Below are 19,062 nucleotides of genomic sequence, written 5' to 3'. Positions count from 1 at the left end.
GAAGAAGGCGTGGTACCTGGTGGTGGTGTTGCTCTGGTACGTGCCGCTGCGAAAGTTGGCGAGCTGACTGGCGACAACGAAGACCAGACTCATGGTATCAAACTGGCACTGCGCGCGATGGAAGCACCTCTGCGTCAGATTTCTACCAACGCCGGTGCTGAAGCTTCTGTTGTCGTGAACAAAGTGAAAGGTGGTGAAGGTAACTTCGGTTACAACGCCGGTAATGACACTTACGGTGACATGCTGGAGATGGGTATCCTGGATCCAACCAAGGTAACCCGCAGTGCGCTGCAATTCGCCGCTTCTGTTGCCAGCCTGATGATCACCACAGAAGCCATGGTAGCTGAAATGCCTAAAGACGATGCACCTGCCATGCCTGATATGGGCGGCATGGGTGGCATGGGCGGCATGATGTAGTCGCTTAAAGCATTCATCGCTTTAATCATTAAAAACCCGGCTTATATGCCGGGTTTTTTTATGGTTTGAAAGAACTTTTAAATTCCAGCGAATCATCTTGTATCCCTCCCACCATTTAATTAGCGCAATCATCAATTTATTATTTATCAATAACATTATGATTAAAAAGAATATTTTGAAAAATTAGCGTTGAATAATTTAGGGGTAAAGATTTGTCACATTGATAATAATCCATTCTTTTTTAATGTTGAGGTAATATATATGTCCCTCACCGGGTTTAATTAATTTCCTGACAAAATGCATCCTGGTTTTGGAATAAATCACATATATGAGAACTGCTACTGTAATTTTTCTATTGCTATGTTTTTCATTGCACAGTTACGCCAATTCGGACTCCAGTAAAGGTTTTGAAAGCCGCCTGTCTGGCGTAGAAAAATTAGTATATGCCTTGCCTGAAAAAGCCAATGCCGAATTGGCTCAGATGGAAGAGGAGCAGCTTGTTGTCAATCAGCCTGAAGACTTATTGGTTCGTTATTATCTGGCTAAAGCCACGATCAATTTCTTACTGCAAGATTACCCGCAAAGCCAGGCCGCCGCAGAACAAGGTTTAGCTATTGCTACAAAAGACAGTTCCGAGGCATTACAGCTTAATTTAAAGGTTATTCAGGCGCTGTTGTACACAGGTCAATCAGAACATGCTGCCCGGCAACTGGATGATATTCTGCAATTAGCGCAAGCCAGTGGTGATTTACTGGTAGAAGCTGAGGCACTGTTGACCAAGGGAATCCACCTGAATAATCAGGGGGCGTTAAAGAGCTCTTACGCTGCCATTATGTCGTCCCTTGAGGCGGCTGAAGCTTCTGGTCACGAGGAAGTCACAGGTAGGGCTGCCTTTGCCCTGGGACAGTTGTTGTTGAAGCTGAATGGCTTTGAGCGTTCTCAGGTGATGTTGCAAGAGGCGCAGCACTTTTTTGAATCGCGCAAAATGTCATTTAGTCAGATGCTGGCGCAACTCGACATCGCTGAGTTACATGAAAAGCAGCAACAGCGCGAAGAGGCTATAGATGCTTATCAGTCGGCTTTGACTTTGGCCAGGGTGTTAGGCGATGGACGCTATCGTTTTCGGATTAATTTGTTATTAGCTGGTTTATATCATGAGCTTCGGCAACAGCATCTAATGCAGCAGCATATGCAACTGGCAGAAGAGCTTCAGCACAGAGAGAAGCTGCCTTTTTATATTGCCAAGTTTCAGTTGCTAAAAGCGCAAAGTTTATTAGACCGAAATGCCTTATCTGAGTTAGTTAGTTATCTGGATGAAACCTTACCCCATATCCTCAGTGCTACCACAAATTATCGAGCTCAGGTCGAATTGTTGAAATTGGCCGCGGAAGTTTATGCGGCGCAAGGCGATTATCAAAAGGCATTTGAAAACTTCAGTACCTACCATCAGCAATATGTGAATTTGAATAGTCAGGAACATTTACAAGACATGGCCAGGCAACAAGTGCTGTTTGACTTGGAAAGACTTGAATATGAAAACCATAACCTGAACTGGAAAAATGTCCTGCAGCGGATGGAAATTGAAGAAGCGCAGGCAACGGTATCCGGTATGGCGCAGGCGATGGTGTGGCTGTCCCTTGGTGTGGTTAGTTTGTTGCTAATGTCATTGTGGATTTACCGCTCTCGGGTCAAATGGGGCCGCTTAGCGAGAATCGACACACTGACAGGGTTGTACAACAGACGTTACCTAACCGAGTGGTATCACCGACATTTCAGTAAGGAAGGACGGTTGTTGGTATCCAGACAACTGGCTGGTAATTTGGCCAGGATTGCTGACTTTTGGAAGTCTGAACGGGCCCATCGGGCCGAAAGCCATAACCCAGGCGGATGGGATGGCCAGCAAACCGGGAAATTTGTCGGAGATGCGTTAGCACAAGCAGGTCAAGCATCGTTCACGCTGATTCTGGCAGATATTGACTACTTCAAGAATATCAATGACACCTACGGTCATGAGACCGGCGACAAAGTACTGACGTTAGTGGCCGATGTGTTCCGCGCTAATGTGCGTAGTAGTGATGTTGTGGCCAGAGTCGGCGGCGAAGAATTTATGGTGATGTTGCCAAGTACCGACTACGAGTCAGGCCTGCGTATTGCCGAGAATCTTCGCGCTAAGGTAGCTGAGACCCCGTTAATGCTGGACGATGGTACTCAGGTGCAGATTACCTCCAGTTTTGGGGTGTTGACATCAAACCCTTCCGAGAAAGATTTTACAAGCTTGTGCAGCAAAGCAGACGAGTTGTTATATGCGGCTAAGGCGCAAGGGCGTAACTGTGTGGTAAGTCTTCAGGCTATTTAATGGTGTTTTTTGGCTGGGATGTAGCGGATTCGATACCGTATTTGAGAAGCACCTGATGTAAACGCCCTTGCTGCTGCAGTTTTTTCAGTGCGATGCCAAATTCTTCGATGCGGGCGTTAAACGGAGATGCCTTGGACAAGGCCATATAACTTTGCACTGGCATATGCTCCTGATAGTCAACCTTACGGATTTGCTCCGCCCCATCCACTGACGTGAGCATAAATTCGAAGGTGGAGTCGACACTAATAACAAGATCTATCCGCCCTTTCAGTAATAACTGTACCTGCATTTCTTCGGTTGCAATGGGTACTTTTCGTAGTTCGTTGTCTTGATTAAATCTGGGAAAGTAAACGGCGCCGCGGGTCAAGCCGATGCTGTAAGGGCGTAGCTGTTCATACTCCGCTATCTGAATATTCCTGTCAGCCAGCTTGTAGAAAGAATAGGAAGATTGTAGCTGGTAATATGGCGGCTCGATGAAGTTAAGAAAGCTCTGTCGTTCGGGGGTTTTAATCAGACCCATAATTAAGTCCAACTGACTTTGCTCCATCATCAGCAAACAACGGCTTAATGGACAGTTTACAGTGCGTATATCCATATCCAGCTCGTCGGCCAGCAGGTGCAGAATCTCCAGATCCATGCCAGAGGCACCACCATCTGCGTGTACCACACTGTAGGGTGGGGAATGATGGTAGGCCACCAGTATAGTGGGGCGCGCAAATGCCCAGCAGCTAAAAAACAACAGCAGGTAAAGAGGTTTCATCGGCTACATACAGTAAGGTGACCTTTTGGCCACCTTACTCCTAACGCTCAACTTATCTATCAGCTATAGCCGACAGTTACCACTTTGTCATTGCTTCTGAAACAGCTCTAGTTCATCGATTTCTATAAAAGTGGCGTCACCGTAGTTGTTGTGCACTTTCAATCTGAAGTAACGAGCCGATACTGCTGATTCCAGACTGCCGGTTTGGTCGGCTACCCTGGATAAACGGAAGGACTCGTGATCGGCAAAACTGTCACCGTCATTGGATACCTGCAGTGTGATGTCTCTGGGGCCACGGCCCAGATCGGTGGATTTCTGGTTAAGCACAACCCTGAGCCCGGCAATCTTAACCTTCTGACCGAAGTCGACCTGCAACCAATTGGGTGTGTCGGCATCTCGTTTTATTAACCACAGACCCCGGTTGATACGTTCACCTGCGTCGTCGTTAATCTGTTCATTAAAGGTGTAGCCGTCAAAGGCTGCCGCGGCAACATCGGAACTGTAGTGACCGCTGGCCTTAAAGCTGGTCTCGGTTAACCCGTTGGAGCCGATTAAGGCGACGTTACCCAGTGCTCCGGTTTCTACCAGCTTGTCTCCTTCATCGCCAATGCCGCCGAAACCGTCTCCCTGCATAGCGGCGACATACTGCAATTCGCATAGTTCGCCATTTGCGGGGGTATAGCCCAGACGCACAGTCTGGTTAGTGTTTCTGGCTAGCATCAGAAAATCCAACCAATTTTTGGCGTAGGTGTCACCAAGCTCAAAGCCTATAGGCCAGTCGCCTTCCCGACAGGCAATTGGCTCATCTTCTTCGCCTTGCTTAACGCCAAGCAGCACGCTGCCGCTTTTCGCGATACGAAGGTTACTCACTTTTCCGACAAATTCTTTGTCGCTCTGCTCCTGGGCATAGACCAGCGAGGGTAGTAGCGCTAATACGGTGACCAGTGCTTTCATAATGGTTCCTTATGTGGTTCTCACTCCTGATTGCTTGAAGAGCAAGTTTCATACCTAAAAGGAACGACAGATTTTTGGCACCGCTTGATGGTTAATCTACGGCCAGACTAACCTGCAATCTGGCCTGACGGCGTTGATGCAACACAGTGACAATTTTGACCGCAATGGCCGCCAATACTGCGCCCAGCATTAATAATGAGAAGGGCAAGGCCGTACCTGTATGGAACATTGCCAATAGGGGGCCGGTTAAGGCACCACTGCCAAAGCGTAAGGTACCAATAACTGCGGTTGCTGTGCCGGTATGATGCGGAAAGGCAATCAGAATTAAGGCATCCGAGTTGACGGCGGTCAGGCTTAGTCCTGCCATAAGTGGCACAATACAAGCTACCGTGGCATAAAGACCGAGTCCGAGCCAGTTCACCGTCACCAGCATGATAGCTGATATGCAGGCCAGGCAAAGTGCGCCTGCCAACATTCGCTTGGCGCCAATACGTCCGACAAAGCGGCTGTTAATGAAGTTACAGGCAATCAGAGCAATGACATTCGCGGCGAACAGAATGCCGAACAGCTCCTTTGATACCCCAAACACTTCCATATACACCACGGGAACCGCGGTCAGATAGGTAAAGAACGCAAAGGAGGCAAACATCGAGGTGGCGATGTAAGGCTGCGCCTGGCGGTTACTCAGTACTTCCAGATAGCTGGCAAAGAACAGCTTGCTCCAGGAGCCATTTCGTTGGCGCGTAGGAATTTCGGGTAACCACTTCACTGACGGCAACAACAATATAAAGGCATAAAGTGCTAACAGGGCAAAAATAGCCTGCCAGTCAAACCAGTGCATAATCAGACTGCCGATACTGGGTGCCAGTAATGGTGCAATCATCATGATCATAGACACATATGACATGCCCTTGGCCGTGTTTTCGCCGTAAATATGACGCACTATGCCGGGCACTACCACGGCTGCAGCCCCTCCCGCCAATGCCTGGACGGTGCGTAACAGCCAGAACATTTCCAGACTGCTGGTGAAGCATAAGCCTATGCTGGCGGCGACAAAGCCAAGCAGACCCCATATTGCCAGTGGGCGGCGACCGATAATATCGGCGATGGGCCCACATATCAGCATGGAAAAGGCAAAACCGGCCAGATAAGTACTCAGGGATACCTGTACCAGGGAAATATCACTGTCAAAAGTTTGAGCGATGGCGCCAAAGGCTGGCAAATACATGTCGATGGCCAGCGGAGTAACGGCTGTGATGGATGCCAGCAACAGGATGACCCAGTTGATGGTCTTCGATGATGATCTCTGCATGAATTCCTCCGTAGCTGTATTTTAGTGCAGACAGAATCATGTCTCCAATGCATAATCTGTATAGGTGATATGCAAATTATTGATGATTGCCAAGATGATCGACCTGAATCTGCTACCAGCGTTGAATGCTCTGTTACGTGAAAAGCATGTCAGCCGGGCGGCACAAAAATGCAATCTAAGCCAATCTGCAATGAGTCGGATCCTGGCTAAACTGCGCAGTCAGTTTAACGATGACTTATTAGTACGAGCGGGTAATGACTATCTGTTAACCCCTAAGGCAATGGAGATAGAGCTGCAGCTCAATGAGTTGCTCCCCGCGATTAAACAGTTAGGCCGCTCACAGGGTTTTTCGGCGGCCAGCGCCACACAAACAATTCGAATCTCCAGTACTGATATGGATGTGTTGTTGCTGGCCGACAACATTCGCGAGATGCAGATGCAGGCCCCTAATCTGGTGTTGTCTTTCCGTCAGCAAAGTGTGGACGCTTGCGAACGGTTAATTTCGGCGGAACTGGATTTTGCCATTACGCCCTTGGATAACAGTCGCAGTGGTCTGCATCGCCAGGTGCTGAGAACCGATACCTTTGTTGCGGTTGTGGAAGAAAACAGCAGGTTAAACTCACAGAATTTCGATCTTGTGACTTATCTGTCACATAAACATGGGGTGTTTAATGTGGCAGAGAACTTGATTGGCAGAGTTGACTCGGCACTGGCAAATATTCGTCAGGCCAGAAATGTAACCCTGAGACTACCAACCTTTAGCCAGATTCCGCCTTTGCTCAAAGGCTCGCCCCTGATTTTTACCTTGCCGGAGAGTTTTGCCCAGTATCTGGCCACCCGATACCCTATCAAGATTTTGCCTTTGCCCTTCAATATCGAACCTATGAAGGTGTATTTGTATTGGCATCACAGATTACATCACAGCGCTTTGCATCAGTGGGTTAGAGGTGCGTTGTTAGAACGGGCTAGGTCGTCAGAGCTTAGCTGAATGAAAAATGGCGACACAAGAACCGCCGCTCGCACAGGGTAGTAAGGTAGGGAAAACCAATAATCACATATAGCGATATAAATTGATGGTGTTAATCTGTTTTGCAGAAGAAAGCCCTTGTCTGCATCGCCAAGGGCATAAGCGGAACACGCTGCAGGTTAGTTTCCTGCCTGCAAACTTTGCTTGTACAAAGCCAACGCCTGGTGACTATCCTGCTGTGCTTCCTTGATTTCAGCCAGTGCCAGTAAGTCATCTTGATTAGTGCGCAGGCTCAGGGCTTTGGTCAGCGCTTTCTCTGCCAGAGCCAGGTCTTTGGCATGTTTGGCCAGATGGCCTAAGGCTGAAAGCAAATCCGCATTTTGCTCATCCTGTTTTAGCCATTCTTCCAGTTTGCGCATGGCGGCCATCGGGTTGCCGCTACGCAGCTTTTTGAATAGCGGCAGCAACAAGGGATGAGGCCCTTGTTTCTGACCTTCCACTAAGACCTGTTCAGCGTCCTGATGCATGCCCTGCTCCATCAATTGTTCGGCATAGGCGGCCTGATGAGCGGGATCCTGACGTTTGGCCCTTGGTAGTCCCTGCCAGTTTTGTTTAAGCTGGTTCGCCCCTTCTTTACTGGCAATCTCGGCGAACACGCCTTGCGCCGCCTGGCGCATCCAGAAATCGTATTTTTCCAGTCCCAGGGTTTTTTTCCAGCCTTTAAGGCGGTCTTGCAGTTCATGCCAGCGACCCGCATGGGCCAAGGCTTTGGCCCACAGCAGGGCGACTCTGGGATGCTGCTGGTGTTTTTCTGACAAGGATTCCAGCAGGCCTAAAGCAACCTTAGGCTGTTGTTGCTGTATCTCCAGTTTGACCAGATGCAAGGTGGCCGCTAATTCCGCCGCTGGGTAAAGGCGTGCTTGCTCCCACAAACTACGAGCCTTGTCCCATTGCTTACGTTTTGCCGCAGCCTGGGCAGAGGCGAGTAAATCCAGGCCGTTAAAGGCTGCACTGTCCACTTTACTAAGTTGCTTTTCTGCTTCCTGGTAATTGGCTTCTTCCAATGCCACCAAACCGCGGGTAAAGGCCTTCTGGCGCTTTCTCTCGCCCCAGCCACCTAGCCAGCGGCGCGAGCCGGTTAGCAAGGTTAGCAGGCGTTTAACCAGCCACTCCAGTAACAAAAAGCCGATGATGGCGGCTAGTATGATTAAGCCCAGTGAGATTACCGTCATCTCTATGGTCCAGTTGTCCAGGGCGATAAGCACATAACCTTTCTGACCGACCAGCAAAGGGCCGGCTATCAGACCAATCAGTAAAAGGCTGACCAGCAGCGCCATGCGAATCATGATTGGCTGTCCTGAAATGCACCTGCCACCCGCTCGGCCAGTATTTGTTCCAGTGGCGTTGCCGCTTGCAAACGACCTGGTAAGCGAACTTCAATATCGGTTTGCAACAAGCGCTCCAGATTGTTTGCAAAGGCACTAACCTGGCTGTCTTGCATGGCGTAATAGAAGGTCAGTAGCGACTGGGCCTGCTCCAGAGCTTGACGATAGTTGGCGGCGTCATTGCTGAACACGGCTTGTTGGGCCAGCATTAAATAGTGACGCAGTTGCTCTTTGACCAACCACTGCTGCTTGTCACTCAATAACGGCTTAGTCTCGGCGTTGCGTCGACGCACGGTAATAAAATCATCCACCAGCGCGCGCCAACTGCGTTTAAGGTTAGCTTGCCAGTCACTGACATCATTGCTTAGGGTCTGAGTAGCTTGTTCTTCATCGCTGCTTTCAGGTAACACCACCATATCCATAGGCAAACTGTCGAGACCTGCCATTAAGGCGCCCAGTTCGAGACTAACCTTGGTCGGGGTCTGGGTGTCCAGCTGTCGTACACTTTGCATATCATTGGCCAGCAATTGTCTGATGGGCAGCAAACTGGGATCAGCCAAATCGGCCAGACGCTGATCCGCATCAGCCAGCAGCAGTAAGGCGGTATTTACATCTTGTTCCAGCCACAGTTTGCGACCAGCCATACGCACCAGATAATCGGCCTCGGCCAGTAACCAGTCGCTGGGACGTCTACCGTTCATATCACGCAGGGCCTGAAGATTGCTTTGCACTTGTTGCTCAACTAATTGCAATTTTTCCTGGTTGGCTTGCAGGCTTTGTTGGCGCTGCTGCGCCGATGCTTGCAGCGCACTGTCTAAACGGTTTACCAGTACCTGTTCCTGACCCGCCAATCGTTGCTGGGTATCCTGCCACTGAGACTGTTGCTGCAAAGCGACCTGTTGTTGCTGTTGCCACCACCAGTATCCACCACCGGCCAAGCCCACCACTAACAGCAAGTTGACCAGCGTGACCAGCCACAATAAGACATTTCCGCGCGCTTTTGGCGGCTGCGGTTGGGTTGGCGTTACTGCCTCTGTTTGGCTTGGCGCTTCAATGTGTTTTTCTGGGGCGTCGGCCATTTCATGTTGCTCCATAAACTGTCTGGCGGCTTTAATCAGCGCCGCATCCGAGGCATTGTGGCTGAGAATGACTTGTTGGATACCTTTACTCTTGGCTTTGTCCAATAACCTGGCACTAATCAAAATCCAGGGGGTATGGCGTAGCCAATCGTTATCCAGTTTAGCGAATGCCGCATCGAGCAACTCGCCACTGGTAGCCATAATGCATTTTATTTGGTCGGTTTGCCAAGCTTCGGTTGCTTGTGGATTATCTGCTACACGACGTTGATAGAGGCTGACAGGTTTTACCTCAGCGCCCCGCTCCCTCAGGGTTTGGGCAATGAGTTCACGCCCCCCGTCGCCTTTTATCAGCAGCACCTGCATGCTGTTAACCAACATCAGCTCGGCCAGTGCCAGCAAGCCCTCCGAGTCTTCCCTTTCTGGGAACTGCACCTGCACACCGGCATCCTGCAGTTTTGCGGCTGTGGCCTGACCCACGGCGAAATAACTGAGGTGCTCCGGCCAGGATTGTCCTTGCATGCCTTGTAAAGCCAGCTCAGCGGCTGAGGTACTGACAAAGATCACTTTGCTTTGCGCTGGCAGACCGTTCAGCAGCCCGGCTATGCTTTCAATAGCCTGCTGGTCGGCAACAATGTCCAGCAAAGGGTAACCCACAGTAGGCAGCCCGGCGTCATTTAATCTCTGAGTACTGGCCTGGCACTTCCCAGCTGGCCGTAGCAGCAAAAACTTCATGGTCAGCTCTGGTAAAGGGCTTGCAGAATTTCACGGGCACCACGCGCCAGCAGATCCTCAGCCAGGGTTTTACCCAATCTGTCTGCATCCTCACGACTGCCGCGGATCTCACCCTGAATCAGGGTGGAGCCATCCACCGCACCGACCAGGCCGCGTAACCACAGCTGGTCGCCGTCCAGTTCCGCAAAGCTGCCAATCGGCACCTGACAGCCGCCTTGCAAGGTGGCATTCATGGCGCGCTCTGCCAGTACCCGGGTAGCGGTATCTGCGTGATTTAAGGGCGCCAGCAGGTCACGTAATTGCATGTCGTCATTACGACATTCAATACCAACCGCACCTTGGCCGACCGCTGGCAGTGACTGGCCTGCATCAATATGATGACGGATCCTGTCCTGCATATTCAGTCTGATTAAACCGGCACAGGCCAGAATAATGGCGTCATACTCACCGGCATCCAGTTTGGCCAGACGGGTATTCACATTGCCGCGCAAATCACGGATTTGAATATCCGGGCGGCGGGCCTTTAACTGGCATTGGCGACGCAGGCTTGAGGTGCCTACTACGGCACCCTCCGGCAGCTTATCAATGTGTGTGAAGTGATTGGATACAAAGGCATCGAAGGGATTTTCCCGTTCACAGATAGCATGCAGCCCGAAACCGTCGGGAAATTCCACCGGCACGTCCTTCATGGAATGCACAGCAATATCGGCTCTGCCTTCCTGCATGGCCACTTCCAGTTCTTTGATAAACAAGCCTTTGCCGCCAATCTTGGCCAGTGGCGTATCTAAGATACGGTCGCCCTGGGTGGTCATAGGTAATAGTTCAACCTGCAAACCTGGATGGGCTTGCTGCAATGCAGCTTGTACAAACTCTGCCTGCCACATGGCCAGGGCACTTTTGCGGGTTGCGATGCGAATAACTCTGGATGTCATGACTTGCCTTAACTACCTGGACGCCGCGCGCCATCAATTCAATGGCCAGATGATAGCATTGGCGTCGCAGCTTTGGCACTGATGCGGATCAATGCTGTCCAGTTTGCAGCAGAACTAATAATCCGGCTGCGCCAGAGTAAACACAAAGTCTTTGCTGACGAGTAAAGTTTCACCTTGCCATACCTGGATCTGCCAATTGCCATTCCAGGCCGGTAGCAAACGCTTACTAGACCAGGTTCGCCATTGATTACTGCCAATATTCAAGGTTACCTCAGCCATCAGTTCCCCCTCATGTAACCACTTATGGGTGAGCTGCTGGCCAGCCATATCTGTGACCAGGTTGTAAAAATACACTTGGGTAACCTCGGTGCTTCTGCCAAATACCTCATTGCCGAGATCATCACGAGGTTGCCGGGCATCAACGCCACTGGTTAGCTGACTTTGTTCGATATCTGCGCTGGCACTAAAGCTGAAACTCAGCGCCAGCATAAGGAGAAGAATGTTGCGCATAACAGGTTCCTATCACTGAAGGTGTGGCAATCAGTGTAGGTCAGCCCCTTTCAGCTCTCCAGTCAGGCGCTAAAGCGTTTACTCAGCCACTGGGAGATTTCCTGAATCTCTTCCAGGCAAACATTGTGCTGCATAGGATAATCTCGCCATTTGACCGGGTAATTCAGACTTTCCAATAAGCTGAATGCGGCCTTGCCCAAAGCGCAGGGCACCACTTCATCGTACAGGCCATGGGCCACCAGAATTTCAGTATTCTGGTTGGCAGAGTGGCGCTGCTCGGCGAGTTTCTCCGGCTGACACATATAAGTGGACAACGCCATGATACCCGCCAGTTTGTGCTCAAAGCGCAAACCAAGGTGGTAAGCAATAACCCCACCCTGAGAGAAGCCGGCTAACAGAATGCGTTCTGAGGGAATGCCACTGGCCATCTGCGCTTCAACCAATTCTCTCACCAGTGCCATCGACTCGGTGACGCCTTCAATATCGGCGCGGTTTTCAAAATCCAGTGACTTGATGTCATACCAGGCGCGCATTTGCATACCATTGTTGATGGTCACCGGGCGCACCGGTGCATGGGGAAACAAGAAGCGGACATTTAAGCTTTCCGGTAACTTAAGCTCAGGCACTATAGGGGCAAAACCATTACCTGAATCGCCCAGCCCATGCAGCCAGATAACCACGGCGTCCGCTTTGCCTGTGGGATTAACTTCTACGTATGGCAGGGTTGAACTCATATAGTGCTCCTTGTCGGTGTGGGTCCGCTGCTTGCGGTTATTGGTTTGATATGCATGTAAAAACTTATGCTAACATTGCTTTTTTGTAGCCTCACGAGTTTTTATCTACCCATGGCTTCTGGAAACCTGTTTATCCTCGCGGCGCCTTCTGGTGCCGGTAAGTCCAGCTTAATTAAGGCCCTGCTTGAACGTCATCAGGACCGTTCTATGCAAGTGTCTGTGTCTCATACCACTCGCCAGCCGAGACCGGGCGAGCAAAACGGTGTGCATTATCATTTCGTTGATAAGAACGAGTTCGAACAACTAATTAAGCAAGACGCGTTTTTTGAGTGGGCCGAGGTATTTGGTAACTATTACGGTACATCTAAACAAGCCATTGCTGACACCCTTGAGCGCGGTATTGATGTGTTTCTGGATATCGACTGGCAGGGCGCTCGTCAAGTTAAGGCCTTGATGCCGCAAACCATTACGGTATTTATCGCGCCGCCATCTCGTGCCGAGTTGTTGCGTCGTTTGCAATCACGGGGTCAGGATAGCGAGGCAGTGATTGCTGATCGTATGGACAAAGCCCGGGCGGAAATTTCCCACTACAACGAGTTTGACTATGTGGTGGTCAACGAAGATTTTGATCGCGCGCTGAATGAAATTGAAGCTTTGGTTATCAGCCAGCGCTTGCAACAACCCAAGCAAGCCGTTCGTCATGCGGAATTGTTTAGCGAGTTATTGAAAGAAGACTGAGTAATAAGGCCTATTGTTTAAGCTTTGACCTTTTCATTGGTCGCGAATATCGGTAAACTACGCGACCTTTTTCGAATCATGCCTGACGGAGTGTTTAATGGCCCGTGTAACCGTAGAAGATGCAGTAGAACAGATTGGCAATCGTTTTGACCTAGTGCTGGTCGCCGCCCGTCGTGCGCGCCAACTGGCCACCGAAGGCAGAGACGCCAAAGTTGAATGGGAAAATGACAAGCCTACCGTTGTCGCTCTGCGCGAAATCGAAAAAGGCCTGGTCACTGCTGACAGCATGGACGCCGATGAAATCCGCGTTCAGGAAGAACAAGAGCGCGCTGAATTCGCCTCTGTTGCCAATATCCTGGCTGGCCAGCAATAAGGTCATTCCTTTCTGGTGGAACGTTAATCGTCTGGGTCTATTGTCCCGATTGACGTTCCGTCATTGGCTTCACGCCAAAATCTCCGTATTCTATCCACAAACCCTGCAGCTGATTTGAAACAACGTGTATCTGTTTGAAGGACTGAAGCTAAAAGTCTCCGAGTATCTGCCTGCTGAGCAGGTGTCAGATATACAGCGCGCCTATGTGGTCGCGCGGGATGCCCACGACGGGCAAATGCGTTCAAGTGGCGACCCTTATATCACTCACCCTGTTGCCGTTGCTGGCATCCTGGCCGATATGCGCCTGGATCATGAAACCCTGATGTCGGCCTTATTGCACGACACCATCGAAGATACCCCCATTTCCAAAGCCGATCTGATTGATCACTTTGGCGAGTCTGTTGCCGATTTGGTGGAAGGGGTAAGTAAGCTGGACAAGATCCAGTTTCGCAGCAAAAAAGAAGCTCAGGCCGAGAATTTCCGCAAAATGATCATGGCCATGACTCAGGATATCCGGGTCATTCTGATCAAGCTGGCGGATCGCACTCACAATATGCGCACCCTGGGCTCTCTGCGCCCGGATAAGCGCCGCCGTATCGCCCTGGAAACCCTGGAAATCTATGCGCCGCTGGCGCACCGTCTGGGTATTCACGACATTAAAAACGAGTTGGAAGATCTGGGTTTCCAGGCCATGTATCCGATGCGCTACCGTGCCTTGAAGTCGGCGGTCAAACAAGCGCGTGGCAACCGTAAAGAGATTATCGAAAATACCCAAAAAGAGATAGAACTGCGTTTGCAGGATAGTGGTCTGAACGGGGAAGTGAAAGGCCGGGAAAAACACCTTTATTCCATCTACCGCAAGATGAAGAACAAGGAGTTGTTGTTCAATGAGGTGATGGATATTTATGCCTTTCGCCTGATCGTGGAAAGCATCGACAGCTGCTATCGGGCTTTAGGCTCAATGCACGGTTTGTATAAGCCTATCGAAGGGCGTTTTAAAGATTATATTGCCATTCCCCGTACCAATGGTTATCAGTCACTGCATACTTCGTTGGTTGGCCCTCATGGTATTCCGGTAGAAATTCAGATTCGTACCCTGGAAATGGATCATATGGCCGACAAAGGGGTAGCCGCCCACTGGTTGTATAAAGAACCAGGGGATACCCGTGGCACCACCGCGCAGGTCCGGGCCAGAAAATGGATGCAGTCGCTGCTGGAACTACAACACAGTGCCAGCTCTTCGGTGGAATTTATTGAGAACGTTAAAACCGACCTGTTCCCTGAAGAGATTTATGTGTTTACCCCGGACGGCCGCATTATCGAATTGCCCATGGGCGCCACGGCAGTGGATTTTGCTTATGCCGTGCATTCAGATATCGGTAACTCCTGTGTGGGTGTGCGCGTCGACAGGCGTAATTACTCGTTAAACCGACCGCTGGAAAATGGCCAGTCGGTAGAAATTATTACCTCGCCGCGGGCCAAACCTAATGCCAGTTGGCTGAACTTTGTGGTGAGCGCCAAGGCCCGTTCCTATATTCGTCAATACCTTAAAAAGCAGCGTTCCGAAGAAGCCATCAGCATGGGCGGTCGATTGCTGCGTCATGCCCTGGGTAGTGTCAAGCTGGACGATATTCCCGAAGCGGATATCGACAGAGTGGTAAAAGAAACCAAGCACGACAACTTTTATTCATTGCTGGCGGATATCGGCCTGGGCAACGAACTGTCGGCTATTGTGGCACGCCGCCTACTGGGCGACAACGACCCGGATGCCTCTGATCGTAGCCGTAAAGTGGCAATTAAAGGCACCGAAGGTTTGTTGGTAAGTTACGGCCGTTGTTGCCATCCCATCCCGGGGGACGATATTATCGCCATCCTCAGCCCAGGCAGGGGCATGGTAATTCACCAGAGCGGGTGCCGTAACATTCGCAAGCTGGCGAAGGAAGAACCCCACAGGGTGTTGCCAATGAACTGGGAAGCAGATGCCCAGGGTGAATTTAAGGCATCGGTTCGGGTTGAGCTGGTAAACCGTCAGGGCACCCTGGCTAAGCTGACCAATGCCATTGCAGCGGCTGATGCCGATGTCATCAGCCTGCAGACAGAAGAAAAAGAAAGTAACATTTACTATATTGATTTAGAGCTTACGACAAGCAACCGCATCCATCTGGCAAATATCATGCGAAAGATTCGCACCATGCCGGAAGTGCAAAAAGTCTCTCGTCATAGCCAATCAAAACAAAATTCCTAAGGAAGTTTTTATGTCTAAGTCCGTTATTCACACAGACCGGGCCCCCAAAGCTATTGGTACTTACAGCCAGGCTGTTAAGTCTGGGACCACCGTTTACCTGTCAGGCCAGATCCCGCTGGTACCTGAAACCATGGAAATGGTCTCTGAAGACTTCGAAGCCCAGGCGCGTCAGGTGTTTGAAAACGTCAAAGCCGTGTGTGAAGCCGCTGGTGGTAGCACTAACGACCTGACCAAGGTCAATATTTTCCTGACTGACCTGTCAAACTTTGCCAAAGTTAACGAAATCATGAGTCAGTACTTCAAGCAGCCCTATCCTGCTCGTGCGGCTATTGGCGTCAAAGAGCTGCCAAAAGGTTCACAGATCGAAATAGACGGTGTGATGGAACTGCCGGAGTAAGGCAGGCCTGTGACTCCGAATCGTTATCGGCGCATCCGCCATATGCTGGGGTTGCGTCAACCTGACCTGGCCGTGTGCCTGGAAAAGGTTCACAAGCCGCATAATCTGGCGGCCATGATGAGAAACTGCGACGCCACAGGTGTTCACCACCTGCACGCTATCTGGGCTACCAAGCATCAGATCCGGCGTGGCACTGCGGTGGGTAGCCAAAACTGGTTGAAGTTGCACTCCCACAAAACCACCGCTGATGCCCTGGCGCATTTTAAAGCCCAGGGAATGCAGGTGCTGGTCACCCACCTGTCTGACAAAGCGGTGGATTTTCGTGAGGTGGATTACACCAAGCCAACCGCCATCCTGTTTGGTCAGGAACGCACGGGTGCCAGCGACGAAGCCATTGCCTGTGCCGATCAGGAAATCATTATTCCTATGCTGGGTATGGTGCAGTCACTGAATGTGTCAGTGGCTGGCTCGCTTATCCTTTATGAAGCACAGCGTCAGCGTCAGCAGGCCGGTATGTTTGCACAGCCGCGGCTGGACGAAACGGAATGTCAGCGCATTCTATTCGAAGGAGGCTACCCCAAGCTTGCTTATATGTGCCGCTTAAAAGGCCTGGACTATCCGCATATCGACGATGAAGGCCAGATTCAAGCCGATGCCGAGTGGTGGCAGGTGATGCAGCAGGATGGCCGGGTGGAGCTGGAAGAACAAATCAGCATACGTACTGGCTGGCAACGTAAGATGGCTGAGTCTGGTCAGGTTGACTAAAGCTGATATCTAACGCGGCTTTTGAAAGAAAGCCGTCCTATCCAAGGTCAATAGAGGGTCTTAATAAAAAACGGAGCCCTCCAATATGTTGATTCGACGTCTGGCCCTAGTCTTGGTGCTGATCGCCAGCCCCTTGTATGCCCTTGATCGCAGCCAGGTGGCTGACAGCCCCGAAAATGTTACCCCACTTTTAAATGGTCAGCAGATCCCGGATATCACTCTTAAAACGGCCCAGGGTGAAGCGGTAAACCTGCGTGAGCTGGTGGCCAGCAAGCCCACCGTTATCCTGTTTTATCGTGGCGGCTGGTGCCCATACTGCAATGCCCAGCTAGCCGGTTTTCAGCCGGTGGAAAAACAGTTTACTGCGCTGGGCTATCAGATCCTGGCGGTGTCACCTGACTCACCCGAACGCCTAAACGAGCAAAAATTTGATACTGACTATCAGGTCAAGCTTTTATCCGACCCTAATCTTGAGGCTATTCGCGCCTTTGGTCTGGCGTTTTATCTGCCGGATGACGTAGCGGCAAAATACCGCGAATGGAAGGGCAATACCTTCCCCACCCTGCCTGGCAGTGACCGTATTGTGTTACCGGTACCGGCGGCTTATGTGCTGGATAAAGACGGCATGATTCAATTTCAGTACGTGAACCCTAACTACAAGGTACGAGTCGACCCGCAGTTGATGTATTATGCGGCCAAACTGGCGATAAAATCATGATGGATGCAGTCACTGGCATATCGGAAAGTTACCGAACTTAAAGGGGTAGGAAGCAAGGTCGCGGAAAAGCTGCAGAAGCTTGGCTTAGTGACAGTGCAGGATTTGTTGTTTCATCTGCCACTGCGCTACGAAGATCGCACCCGTATCTATCCTATTGCGAATTTGATGCCGCTGATCCACGCCACTATAGAGGCAGAGATTCACTCCAGCGACATCCAGTTTGGTAAAAAGCGCATGCTCACCGTCAGGGTTAAGGATGCCACTGGCAGCCTGACCCTGAGGTTTTTTCATTTTAACGCTGCCCAGCGCGAAGCCCTTAAACCCGGATTGAGTATTCGTTGTTTTGGCGAGGTCAGACGCGGAAAATACGGCCTGGAAATGATGCATCCGGAATACCGGGTGCAGCGCGAAGACAGCCTTGACCAGCCGGTTGAAGACGCTTACACGCCGATTTATCCCACCACCGAAGGGCTTAAGCAGCTAAGTTTGCGCAGTCTCACCGATCAGGCCCTGGCCTTGTTACAAAAAGGTGGCCTGGCTGAACTGCTGCCGGATGGTATGTACAACAACCAAATCAGCCTGGAAAATGCCTTGATGCTGGTGCACCGACCCGGCCCTGATGTCAGTCTGGCGCTGCTGGAAAGTGGCGAACATCCGGCGCAGCAGCGGCTGATTCTGGAAGAGCTGCTGGCTCACCACCTAAGCGTACTTAAGCTCAGGCAAAACAGCGATGCTCAGTTGGCACTGTCGCTCAAACCAGATTTTGCCTTGCTGGAACGTTTTCTTGGCAGCTTGCCTTTTTCACCCACCAACGCCCAGCGCCGCGTAGTGGAAGAGATTCAGCAAGACTTACTCAAGCCTTGCCCCATGATGCGCTTGGTGCAAGGGGATGTTGGCTCGGGTAAAACCCTGGTGGCGGCATTGGCGGCGTTAACCGCTATAGGCAATGGCTATCAGGTAGCGCTAATGGCACCTACCGAACTTTTGGCCGAGCAGCACGCCAATAACTTCCGCCAGTGGCTTGAGCCGTTGGGGATTGAAGTGGGCTGGCTGGCGGGCAAGCTTAAAGGTAAAGCCCGTGAAGCGCTGCTGGAGCGTTTGCAAAGTGGCGAGATTAAAATGCTGGTGGGTACTCATGCGATTTTCCAGCAAAGCGTGAATTTCCATCATCTGGCCTTGGTGATTATCGACGAGCAACACAGGTTCGGCGTACACCAGCGCCTGGCGCTGCGAGAAAAAGGCCAGCAACAGGGGATGGCACCGCATCAGCTGATTATGACCGCCACCCCCATTCCCCGTACTCTGGCCATGACCGCCTACGCCGATTTGGACACCTCGGTTATCGATGAATTACCACCTGGGCGAACACCAGTGAAAACCGTGGTGATCCCGGACAGCCGCCGTGACGAAGTGGTGTACCGGGTACGTCAGGCCTGTCAAACCGAAGGCCGTCAGGTGTATTGGGTCTGTACTTTGATTGAAGAATCTGAAGTCTTGCAATGTCAGGCCGCCGAAGATACCGCCCAGGCCTTAGCTATGGCCTTGCCTGAACTGCGTGTAGCGCTGGTGCATGGCCGCCTGAAAGCCGCCGAAAAACAAGGGGTCATGCAGGCCTTTAAGGATGGTGAGCTGGATCTGCTGGTGGCCACCACGGTGATAGAAGTGGGGGTGGATGTGCCCAATGCCAG

Annotated in this window: 18 protein-coding genes; 10 read left to right on the top strand and 8 right to left on the bottom strand. The window is 51.1% G+C overall.

Translation table 11 applies throughout. From position 1 onward, the window contains the following. The coding region (locus tag J0A65_RS27375; RefSeq protein ID WP_332874345.1) for a TCP-1/cpn60 chaperonin family protein at nucleotides 1–417 on the top strand (417 nt) is incomplete at its 5' end. A 328-nt stretch (nucleotides 418–745) separates the two neighbouring features. After that, the gene (locus J0A65_RS13380) at nucleotides 746–2,773 is read left to right on the top strand and encodes a GGDEF domain-containing protein (RefSeq protein ID WP_206594688.1); all 2,028 of its coding nucleotides are present in this window, start codon (nucleotides 746–748) and stop codon (nucleotides 2,771–2,773) included. On the opposite strand, the gene J0A65_RS13375 is transcribed toward J0A65_RS13380, so the two are convergent. The 3 genes from J0A65_RS13375 to J0A65_RS13365 form a co-directional block, all read right to left on the bottom strand. After that, a complete protein-coding gene (locus J0A65_RS13375; RefSeq protein WP_206594687.1) occupies nucleotides 2,766–3,533 on the bottom strand; it encodes a substrate-binding periplasmic protein in 768 nt (255 codons plus the stop codon). The genes J0A65_RS13380 and J0A65_RS13375 overlap by 8 nt on opposite strands. Nucleotides 3,534–3,620: 87 nt before the next feature. Beyond that, nucleotides 3,621–4,487: a discoidin domain-containing protein gene (locus J0A65_RS13370; protein ID WP_206594686.1), complete on the bottom strand. Its 867-nt coding sequence runs from the start codon at nucleotides 4,485–4,487 to the stop codon at nucleotides 3,621–3,623. Nucleotides 4,488–4,578: 91 nt separating this feature from the next. Next, the gene (locus tag J0A65_RS13365; protein WP_206594685.1) at nucleotides 4,579–5,799 is read right to left on the bottom strand and encodes a multidrug effflux MFS transporter; all 1,221 of its coding nucleotides are present in this window, start codon (nucleotides 5,797–5,799) and stop codon (nucleotides 4,579–4,581) included. A gap of 82 nt (nucleotides 5,800–5,881) precedes the next feature. On the opposite strand from J0A65_RS13365, the gene J0A65_RS13360 reads away from it, so the two are divergent. After that, nucleotides 5,882–6,787, top strand: coding sequence for a LysR family transcriptional regulator (locus J0A65_RS13360; protein ID WP_206594684.1), 906 nt, complete (start codon nucleotides 5,882–5,884; stop codon nucleotides 6,785–6,787). A 158-nt stretch (nucleotides 6,788–6,945) separates the two neighbouring features. Here J0A65_RS13360 and J0A65_RS13355 read toward each other — a convergent pair whose 3' ends face one another. The 5 genes from J0A65_RS13355 to J0A65_RS13335 form a co-directional block, all read right to left on the bottom strand. Then, entirely contained in the window at nucleotides 6,946–8,112 is a 1,167-nt protein-coding gene (locus tag J0A65_RS13355) for a heme biosynthesis HemY N-terminal domain-containing protein (RefSeq protein WP_206594683.1), read from the bottom strand. Then, on the bottom strand, nucleotides 8,109–9,962 hold the full coding sequence (locus tag J0A65_RS13350) for a uroporphyrinogen-III C-methyltransferase (protein WP_206594682.1): 1,854 nt from the start codon (nucleotides 9,960–9,962) through the stop codon (nucleotides 8,109–8,111). The genes J0A65_RS13355 and J0A65_RS13350 overlap by 4 nt, the downstream gene beginning before the upstream one ends. 2 nt (nucleotides 9,963–9,964) lie before the next feature. Then, complete coding sequence (gene hemC / locus J0A65_RS13345; RefSeq protein WP_206594681.1) at nucleotides 9,965–10,894, bottom strand: hydroxymethylbilane synthase; 930 nt, start codon at nucleotides 10,892–10,894, stop codon at nucleotides 9,965–9,967. 114 nt (nucleotides 10,895–11,008) lie between these two features. Next, the gene (locus J0A65_RS13340; protein ID WP_206594680.1) at nucleotides 11,009–11,404 is read right to left on the bottom strand and encodes a DUF2914 domain-containing protein; all 396 of its coding nucleotides are present in this window, start codon (nucleotides 11,402–11,404) and stop codon (nucleotides 11,009–11,011) included. 62 nt (nucleotides 11,405–11,466) lie between these two features. Further along, the gene (locus tag J0A65_RS13335; RefSeq protein ID WP_206594679.1) at nucleotides 11,467–12,138 is read right to left on the bottom strand and encodes an alpha/beta hydrolase; all 672 of its coding nucleotides are present in this window, start codon (nucleotides 12,136–12,138) and stop codon (nucleotides 11,467–11,469) included. Nucleotides 12,139–12,204: 66 nt separating this feature from the next. On the opposite strand from J0A65_RS13335, the gene gmk reads away from it, so the two are divergent. From gmk to recG, 7 genes are all read left to right on the top strand, one after another. Further along, nucleotides 12,205–12,876 carry a guanylate kinase gene (gmk, locus tag J0A65_RS13330; protein WP_416135309.1) on the top strand — a complete coding sequence of 224 codons (672 nt, stop codon included), beginning with the start codon at nucleotides 12,205–12,207 and terminating at the stop codon, nucleotides 12,874–12,876. A 97-nt stretch (nucleotides 12,877–12,973) separates the two neighbouring features. After that, nucleotides 12,974–13,249: a DNA-directed RNA polymerase subunit omega gene (rpoZ, locus tag J0A65_RS13325; RefSeq protein WP_206594678.1), complete on the top strand. Its 276-nt coding sequence runs from the start codon at nucleotides 12,974–12,976 to the stop codon at nucleotides 13,247–13,249. 124 nt (nucleotides 13,250–13,373) lie between these two features. Beyond that, complete coding sequence (gene spoT, locus J0A65_RS13320) at nucleotides 13,374–15,494, top strand: bifunctional GTP diphosphokinase/guanosine-3',5'-bis pyrophosphate 3'-pyrophosphohydrolase (protein WP_206594677.1); 2,121 nt, start codon at nucleotides 13,374–13,376, stop codon at nucleotides 15,492–15,494. Between the two features lie 10 nt (nucleotides 15,495–15,504). After that, nucleotides 15,505–15,891: a RidA family protein gene (locus J0A65_RS13315; protein WP_206594676.1), complete on the top strand. Its 387-nt coding sequence runs from the start codon at nucleotides 15,505–15,507 to the stop codon at nucleotides 15,889–15,891. Between the two features lie 9 nt (nucleotides 15,892–15,900). After that, the gene (gene trmH / locus J0A65_RS13310; protein WP_206594675.1) at nucleotides 15,901–16,656 is read left to right on the top strand and encodes a tRNA (guanosine(18)-2'-O)-methyltransferase TrmH; all 756 of its coding nucleotides are present in this window, start codon (nucleotides 15,901–15,903) and stop codon (nucleotides 16,654–16,656) included. An 85-nt stretch (nucleotides 16,657–16,741) separates the two neighbouring features. Continuing rightward, complete coding sequence (locus J0A65_RS13305; RefSeq protein WP_206594674.1) at nucleotides 16,742–17,374, top strand: peroxiredoxin-like family protein; 633 nt, start codon at nucleotides 16,742–16,744, stop codon at nucleotides 17,372–17,374. 3 nt (nucleotides 17,375–17,377) lie between these two features. Further along, nucleotides 17,378–19,062: ATP-dependent DNA helicase RecG (gene recG, locus J0A65_RS13300; protein WP_232849944.1), on the top strand; the 1,685-nt coding region annotated here is incomplete at its 3' end.

It is taken from the genome of Bowmanella yangjiangensis (genome assembly GCF_017255015.1).
GTDB lineage: Bacteria > Pseudomonadota > Gammaproteobacteria > Enterobacterales > Alteromonadaceae > Bowmanella > Bowmanella yangjiangensis.
Note: the sequence above shows the minus strand (reverse complement) of the source record. Positions and strands in the feature narration are given on the sequence as shown.

Excerpts from the sequence above, each read along its gene's own strand:
- J0A65_RS13380 (WP_206594688.1), top strand. The coding sequence starts at position 746 with ATGAGAACTGCTACTGTAATTTTTCTATTGCTATGTTTTTCATTGCAC.
- J0A65_RS13375 (WP_206594687.1), bottom strand. The coding sequence starts at position 3,533 with ATGAAACCTCTTTACCTGCTGTTGTTTTTTAGCTGCTGGGCATTTGCG.
- J0A65_RS13370 (WP_206594686.1), bottom strand. The coding sequence starts at position 4,487 with ATGAAAGCACTGGTCACCGTATTAGCGCTACTACCCTCGCTGGTCTAT.
- J0A65_RS13365 (WP_206594685.1), bottom strand. The coding sequence starts at position 5,799 with ATGCAGAGATCATCATCGAAGACCATCAACTGGGTCATCCTGTTGCTG.
- J0A65_RS13360 (WP_206594684.1), top strand. The coding sequence starts at position 5,882 with ATGATTGCCAAGATGATCGACCTGAATCTGCTACCAGCGTTGAATGCT.
- J0A65_RS13355 (WP_206594683.1), bottom strand. The coding sequence starts at position 8,112 with ATGATTCGCATGGCGCTGCTGGTCAGCCTTTTACTGATTGGTCTGATA.
- J0A65_RS13350 (WP_206594682.1), bottom strand. The coding sequence starts at position 9,962 with ATGAAGTTTTTGCTGCTACGGCCAGCTGGGAAGTGCCAGGCCAGTACT.
- hemC (WP_206594681.1), bottom strand. The coding sequence starts at position 10,894 with ATGACATCCAGAGTTATTCGCATCGCAACCCGCAAAAGTGCCCTGGCC.
- J0A65_RS13340 (WP_206594680.1), bottom strand. The coding sequence starts at position 11,404 with ATGCGCAACATTCTTCTCCTTATGCTGGCGCTGAGTTTCAGCTTTAGT.
- J0A65_RS13335 (WP_206594679.1), bottom strand. The coding sequence starts at position 12,138 with ATGAGTTCAACCCTGCCATACGTAGAAGTTAATCCCACAGGCAAAGCG.
- gmk (WP_416135309.1), top strand. The coding sequence starts at position 12,205 with ATGCTAACATTGCTTTTTTGTAGCCTCACGAGTTTTTATCTACCCATG.
- rpoZ (WP_206594678.1), top strand. The coding sequence starts at position 12,974 with ATGGCCCGTGTAACCGTAGAAGATGCAGTAGAACAGATTGGCAATCGT.
- J0A65_RS13315 (WP_206594676.1), top strand. The coding sequence starts at position 15,505 with ATGTCTAAGTCCGTTATTCACACAGACCGGGCCCCCAAAGCTATTGGT.
- J0A65_RS13305 (WP_206594674.1), top strand. The coding sequence starts at position 16,742 with ATGTTGATTCGACGTCTGGCCCTAGTCTTGGTGCTGATCGCCAGCCCC.